The organism is Micromonospora sp. NBRC 101691 (assembly GCF_030269285.1).
GTDB lineage: Bacteria > Actinomycetota > Actinomycetes > Mycobacteriales > Micromonosporaceae > Micromonospora > Micromonospora echinospora.
In genome coordinates this window covers 1-453 of record NZ_BSTB01000062.1, presented here as the reverse complement: position 1 = coordinate 453, position 453 = coordinate 1, and the positions used below count along the sequence as shown (strand labels likewise).

The 453-nt window shown below is 66.7% G+C and carries 1 protein-coding gene; it reads left to right on the top strand.

Annotated features, from left to right (window positions below; translation table 11 throughout):
- Nucleotides 1-34: 34 nt before the first annotated feature.
- On the top strand, nt 35-453 hold a 419-nt coding region (locus QSK20_RS31955; RefSeq protein WP_285792327.1), incomplete at its 3' end, for an AMP-binding protein.

Here is a 453-nt window from a genome sequence, read left to right as displayed (position 1 = left end):
CGTCGTCGACCTCGTCCGCGACCCCAGCTGGACCATGCACACCGACGACCGCACCCTCTTCCACAGCCCCCACGCCTTCGACGCCTCCACCTGGGAACTCTGGGGACCCCTCCTCGCCGGCGGACAAGTCGTCATCGCCCCACCCGGCAACCTCGACGCCGCCGCCCTCCAGAACCTCATCCACCAACACAAAATCACCCGACTCAGCCTCACCGCCGGCCTCTTCCGCGTCGTCGCCGACGAACTCGTCAACGCCTTCACCGACCTCACCGAAGTCACCACCGGCGGCGACATCATCTCCGCCCAAGCCGTCAACCACACCCTCGAAAACTGCCCCACCACCATCGTCCGCACCACCTACGGCCCCACCGAAATGACCCTCTGCGTCACCCAGTACCCCTGGAAACACGGAGAACAGGCCGGCACCACCGTCCCCCTCGGACACCCACTGAG